This is a genomic window from Pseudomonas sp. BIGb0278, assembly GCF_024809895.1.
GTDB lineage: Bacteria > Pseudomonadota > Gammaproteobacteria > Pseudomonadales > Pseudomonadaceae > Aquipseudomonas > Aquipseudomonas shirazensis.
This window is the reverse complement of the sequence record NZ_JANUEL010000001.1, coordinates 568,246-574,860: the sequence shown is the minus strand read 5'-3', so window position 1 is coordinate 574,860 and position 6,615 is coordinate 568,246. Positions and strand designations below refer to the sequence as shown.

Here is a 6,615-nt window from a genome sequence, read left to right as displayed (position 1 = left end):
CGGTAAGCATCCTGCTTTGCCTGGAATGGGAATCGGGTACACGCTAAAGGAACGTGACCGGTCGGTCTGACATGGGAAGCGGGGACAACTGGCGCACGCCTGGGGTGCAGGATCGGCCTTGCCGGGCCGCTCCTGCACTCGCTGCGAACGCAAATGGCAGTAGGCGGTTAGATGCGCCTGCGCTTGCCCAGGCTGGGGATGGTGGTCTGCGGTATGACCACCTCGATGTGCTCAAGCCGGGTGCTGGCGGCCAGCGCGGCCAGGGTCGGCTGGCTGAACAAGGTGCGGGCATCTACATGCAACCCAGCCTGACGCATGCGTGCCACCAGGCTGACCGCCAGCAGTGAATGGCCGCCCAGTTCGAAGAAGTTGTCGTCGCGCCCAACCTGCTCGATCTTCAGCACATCGGTCCAGATCTCGGCCAGCGCTGTTTCCAGCTCGCCGCGCGGGGCTTGGTACTGGCGGCTGATCACCGACTCGGCCCCGGGCGCTGGCAAGGCTTTGCGGTCGACCTTGCCGTTGGTGCTCAACGGCAGCTCAGCCAGGGCGACGAACGCCTGCGGCACCATGTAGTCGGGCATGCGGCCCACCAGGTGGCTGCGCAGCACTTCAAGCGCCGGAGCGCTGCTGCCCTCGCGGCAGGTGAAGTAAGCCACCAGGCGCTCTTCGCGCATCAGCACCACGGCTTGCCCGATGGCCGGATGCGCCGTTAGCGACGCTTCGATCTCTCCAAGTTCAACCCGCAACCCACGCAGCTTGACCTGGAAGTCGTTGCGACCGACAAAGTCCAGCTCACCGTCCAGGCGGTAGCGCACCAAGTCGCCGGTGCGGTACAGGCGGTCGCCTTCGACGAACGGGCTGGCAATGAAGCGCTCAGCCTGCAACGCCGCTAGCCCAAGATAACCACGGGCGACGCCGACGCCGCCAATGTGCAACTGGCCCACTGCGCCGAGTGGCACCGGGCGGTCATGCGCATCGAGCACATACAGGCGGGTATTGGCGATCGGCCGGCCAATCGGTGGTGCGATCAGCGGCAGCGGTTCATCGGGCTGCAGAGTCCAGGCGGTGCTGTCTACCGTTGCTTCGGTCGGGCCATAGACGTTGTGCAGGCGCACCGCCGGTAGGCGTTCACGCAGGCGTTGCACCAAGGCCAATGTCAGTTCACCGCCGCCGCAGAAGATGTCGGTCAGGCTGGTGCAACGTTCAACACCCGGTTCTTCAAGAAACTGATGCAGCAGCGCCGGGACGAATTTGATTGTGGTCACCTGCCTGGCCTGCACCAACTGCACCAGGTACGCAGGGTCACGGTGCCCGTCAGGGCGTGCCAGGACCAGGCGCAAACCGGCGGTCAGCGGCCAGAACAGCTCCCAGACCGAACCGTCGAAGGTGAACGGCGCCCGTTGTAGCAAGGCATCGCCCGGGCGTGGCGGGCAGATGCGCGACCCCCAATGCATCAGGTTGCACAGGCCACGGTGTTCGACCATCACCCCTTTCGGGGTGCCAGTGGAGCCCGAGGTGTACATCACATAAGCCAACTGGTCCGGCCCCAGACCCGGCACGTGCGGGTCGGCAGCCGAGCAGGTCTGCCAATCGCCACGGTCAAGGTCGAGTACAGGAAGCGGCATTTGCTCGAACAGGCCCAGGGTAGCGCCGTGCACCAGCAGCACCGACGGCGTGCTGTCTTCGAGCATGAAGCGCAGCCGTTCGGCCGGGTAAGCGGGGTCGAGTGGCACGTAGGCGCCGCCTGCCTTGAGCACGCCCAGCAGCGCGACCATCAGTGCAACGCCACGTTCGACACACACCGCCACCCGTGCGTCTGGCCTTACTCCCTGAGCGATCAGGTGGTGGGCCAGGCGGTTGGCCTGGGCGTTGAGGGCCTGGTAATCGAGGCAGCCGTCCTCGGCCTGCAGCGCGATGGCATGGGGTGTGCTTCGCACCTGAGCCTGGAACAGCGCAGGCAAGGTATGCCTGATCGGGCTCTGCGGGTCTTCGGTGGCGTTGAAGCCATGCAGCATGCGGTCCAGTTCGCCGTCAGGCACCGCGCAGAGTGCCTCCAGGCGGGTGCTGCGGCGCTCGGCCAGGGCATTGCCCAGTTGGCGCAAGGTGGTCATCAGGTAGCTCAGCACCCGCTGCGGGCCAATCGCACGCGGTGCACGCAGAGCGAGCTGGAGCCCGTCGGCATGGTCGTCCACCGTGAGCACCAGGGCATGGCTTAGTACTTCACTGGCTTCGGCCAGCTCCACGCCCGGCAATACCGGGCCGAGCATCACTGCCCCTTGGCGGTAGTTGATCAGGCTGTCGAACAGCGGCGTGCCAGCGGGCAAGCCACTGCACTGCTGGGCGAGGATCAACGGCGCATCTTCATGGCCGAGCAAGGCGGCCAGCCGCGCATGGGTCTCGCTCAGCGCCTGGTCGACCGAGCGGTTCACAAGGCCTATCCGCAAGGGCACGCTGTTGATGAACATGCCCAGCGCACGATCAGCTCCGTGGCCAGCCATGCTGCGGCCCAGCAACACGGTGCCCAGGGTGACCTCATCACGCCCGCCGAGGGCGCCAAGCACCTGAGCCCAGGCCAGGTGTAGCAAGCTGGCGATGCTCGCGCCATGTTGCCGGGCCTGGCTACGCAACAGGCCCGCCAGCGCCGCGTCGATAGCCTGGCTGTGGCTGTGCAGGTCCCGCTCATCGACCGGCTCGCCCCCAAGCCCGGCAATCGGCGTTGGCGGTTCGATGCCTGCCAGTTGCTCGCGGAAGAAGGCTTCGTGCTCGGCCTGGCGCTCGCGGGCAGCGCTCAGCGACACGTAATTACGATACGGTACAGGCGCCGGCAACTGCTCGCCGCGCCCCGCCATGAAGGCTCCCAGCTCGCCCAACAGCACCTGCAGCGAAACGGCATCGTTGACCAAGTGATGGAAGCGCAGCAAGCCCAACCAACGCCCCTGCTGGGCATCCTCGGCGCAGGCCAGCGCCATCATCGGTGCCTGGCGCAGGTCCAAGGGCCGTTGCTGCGGGTCGAAGTGGCTGCGCATTGGCCCGGCAATGCTGCCGTCGTGTGCCGCCCCCGCCCAGTTATCCACTGTCAGCAGCGCCTGGCGCCAGACCACCTGCTGGGGCTGCTCAAGCCCCTCCCATGCCAGGCTGGTGCGCAGGATGTCGTGACGGTCGATCACCTGCTGCAACGCTTCGGTGAAGGCCTGCAACTGCCCGTGGCTGGCAAAGGTAAACAACGCCTGCTGCTGGTACGGGTCGCGTGCATCAGTGACGTGGTGGTAAAGCAGGCCCTGTTGCAGCGGCGCCAGCGGATAGATTTCCTGTACGTTGGCTGCACCGCCCGGCACCGTGGCAACGATGCGGTCGATGTCGGCTTGCGACAGTTCGCCGAGGGTGAGCATGCCAGGCGTGATGTGCTGGCACCCTGACGGAACGCGGTTGGCCGGTACGCTCGCGGCTTCACGGACCATGGTGCTGGCGGCAAGGCTGGCCAGCGTCGATTGGCCGAACAGCACCTGCACGTCGGCTTGCAGGCCTTGCTGGCGCATGCGCTCGATCAGTTGCACGGCCAACAGCGAGTGGCCGCCCAGCTCGAAAAAGTGATCGTGGCGCCCTACCCGCTCGACCTGCAGCAGTTCGGCCCAGAGCAACGCCAGGCGCTGCTCGAGGTCTCCCTGCGGCGCCTCGTGTTCACGGCGCACCTTGGCGGTTTCGTCCGCTGTCGGTAAGGCACGGCGGTCGAGTTTGCCATTGGCGGTCAATGGCCAACTGGCCAGGTTGACATAGGCCACCGGCAACAAGGCGACTGGCAGCCGCTCGCGCAGGTGGTCATGCAGCGCCGTCGGCAACACTGCCGCCTCGCCAATGAACCAGGCCTGCAACTGCCCTTCGCGCAGCATCACCACACACTCGCGCACCGCCGCATGGCTGCTCAGGGCAGCCTCGATTTCGCCCAACTCCACCCGCACACCGCGGATCTTGACTTGGTCGTCATTGCGCCCGAGGTACTCCAGCGTACCATCGGCCAGCCAGCGCACCAGGTCGCCCGTGCGGTACATGCGCGCCCCGGGCAGCGAGCTGAAGGGGTCGTCGAGAAAGCGCTCGGCGGTCATCTGTGGCCGGTTGAGGTAGCCTCGGGCCACGCCCTTGCCGCCCACATACAATTCGCCTGGGGCGCCGATCGGCAGCAGACGAAACTGCTCATCAAGCACATACACCTGGGTGTTGGCCACCGGGCCGCCGATATGCAGCGCGCTGCCAGGGGTCACTTCGCCCGACGTCGCGACCACGGTAGCTTCGGTCGGGCCATAGTTGTTGATGACACGGTAGCGCCACTCGCGGGCCAGGCGCCGCAGACGGTCGCCGCCAATCAGCAGGGTCTGCAAGGTTGGGTGCAGCTCGCCCTGAGCGAAGGCGTATTCGGCCACCGGGGTGGGCAGGAAGCTGACATCCAGCGGCTGCGCGCGCCACCAGCAGAGCAAGGCGTCGATGTCTTCAGCACCGTCACGCACCGGCGCCAGGTGCAGGGTCGCGCCACTGCACAGCGCCGGCCAGACCTCCCAGGCCATGGCGTCGAAACCGAAGCCGGCCAGGCTCGACTGGTGGCGCCCGGGGCCCAGGTTGAAGGCATGGCAGTGCCAGTCGACCAGATTGGCCAGCATGTGGTGTTCGACCATCACGCCCTTTGGCTGGCCCGTGGAGCCGGAGGTGTAGATGACATAAGCCAAGTCGCTTGGTTGCGGCTGCACAGGCGCGAGCTGGGCGACGGGTGCCGTGTTCCAGTCCCAGCAGTCCAGCGTAATCTGTGGCAGACCATGGGGCGGAAGGCGGTCCAGCAGCCGCGCCTGGGTCAGCACCACAACCGGCGAGCTGTCTTCCAGCAGATAGGCCAGGCGCTCCTGCGGGTGGGCCGGGTCGATCGGTACGTAGGCGGCCCCGGCCTTGAGCACAGCCAGCAGGCCGACCAACGTATCCAGGCCGCGCTGGGCGACCACCGCTACCCGCTGTTCAGGCTTGGCGCCAAGGGCTGCCAGGTGCAGTGCCAGCGCATCGGCACGTCGATCGAGCTCGCCATAGCTCAGGCGCTGGCCGTCGTGCAGCGCCGCCACTGCGTGTGGCGTGGCGCTGGCCTGGGCCTGGATGCGACGATGGATCAACCCCTCACCGTGTTCAGGCGCTGCTTGCGCGGTTGCATTCCACTGGCGTAGGCGGGCGTGTTCGCGGGCGGTCAACAGGTCGAACGCCGCGATGCTTTGCTCGGGCTGCTCCAAGCCTTGCTCCAGCACATGCAGCAGGCGCTCAGCCAGCGCCGAAACGTCCTCTTCGCTGAACCAGGCGCGGTTGTGCACCAGGTGCAGGCACGCGCTGTTACGTTGGCTGTTGCACCGCAGGTGGATACTCAAGGGCGTGGGCTCGTGGCCATTGCAGATCATCACCGTGTGGCCGGGCACGTCAGCGAAACGCAGGTCATTGCCATCCTCCTCGAACGACACCATCAGCTCGAACAGTTGCGGCCGCTCTTCACGCAATGCGCCGAGGTTGCGGTTGAGTTCGCTGAGGGCGAACCGCTGATGGCGAAAGTCCTGCTTGAGCGCATCGCGGATCCCCTGCACCAGCGCCGCAAACGAGCGTTCACGGCCAAAATCCATGCGCAGTGCGCTGACTTGGGTAAACAGCCCAAGGGTTGACTTGAACTGGGCGTTGCCACGGTTGCGCACCGGCAGGCCAACCACCCATTCGTCACGCTGCCAGGTCCGTGCGCTGCACACATGCAGCGCTGCCAACAGCACATGGAATGGCGAGGCCTGCAAGGCAGTGCCCAGGGCCCGCATACGCGCCAGCAAGTGGCTGTCGAAGGGCTGTTCGAGTGCCGCACTGGGCGGCGACAAGTGCTGCGCATTGCGTTCGCGGGGCGCCAGCAAGGCGTCGGGTAACTGCTGATACTTCGCCAGCCAGTAATCGCGGTCGCGGTCATGGCGTGGCGAACCCTGGTACTGCGCATCGTCCTCGATGAACGCGCGGTAGGACGGTGCGCTGTCTGGCAATGCCAGCCCCTGTTCAAGCAAGCGGTAATGCTCGGCAATCTGTTTGAACCACTGGTCCACGCCCCAGCCATCGAGCACCAGGTGATGGGCCTGCACGGCTAACAGATAGCGGTGCTCGCCCAGGCGGATCAATGTCGCCCCCCACAGCGGGCTGGCGTCCAGGCGGTACGGCGTCTGCATCTGTGTTTGCAACAGGCCTTGGGCAGCGCCGAAGGGGTCATCCACACCGCGGACATCATGCTGCACCAACTGCACATCAAGGGATTCGGCGAAGTACTGACGGGCTATCCCACCCTGGCCCGCTTGCATCACCAGCACTGTGCGCAGGCCATCATGCTGGGCGACCAAGTGCGCCAGTGCCCGGCTCAGGCGCTCGGCATCCACCCCGCCGGCCAGTTCGACGTAGGCGCCGATGTTGTACAGCGGCGAGTCGCCGTGGCTGATCTGATCCAGCCAGATGTCGCGCTGGGCAACGGTCAGGGCAAAGGTTTGGGCGGCAGGCATGATTCGGCAGGTCCTTCTGGTTGATCATCCGCGGATTCAAGCACTCCACTTTCAGACTGTATGGCCCCCGAAACCCGGA

General features: G+C 66.0%; 1 protein-coding gene. It reads right to left on the bottom strand.

Annotated features, from left to right (window positions below; all coding sequences use genetic code 11):
• Positions 1-167 precede the first annotated feature (167 nt).
• Positions 168-6,536, bottom strand: a complete 6,369-nt coding sequence (locus M2396_RS02565) for a non-ribosomal peptide synthetase (protein WP_259072882.1) — start codon at positions 6,534-6,536, stop codon at positions 168-170.
• Positions 6,537-6,615 lie beyond the last annotated feature (79 nt).

What these genes read in the sequence shown, in the direction of transcription:
- M2396_RS02565 (WP_259072882.1), bottom strand. Translation starts at nt 6,536, where the DNA reads ATGCCTGCCGCCCAAACCTTTGCCCTGACCGTTGCCCAGCGCGACATC.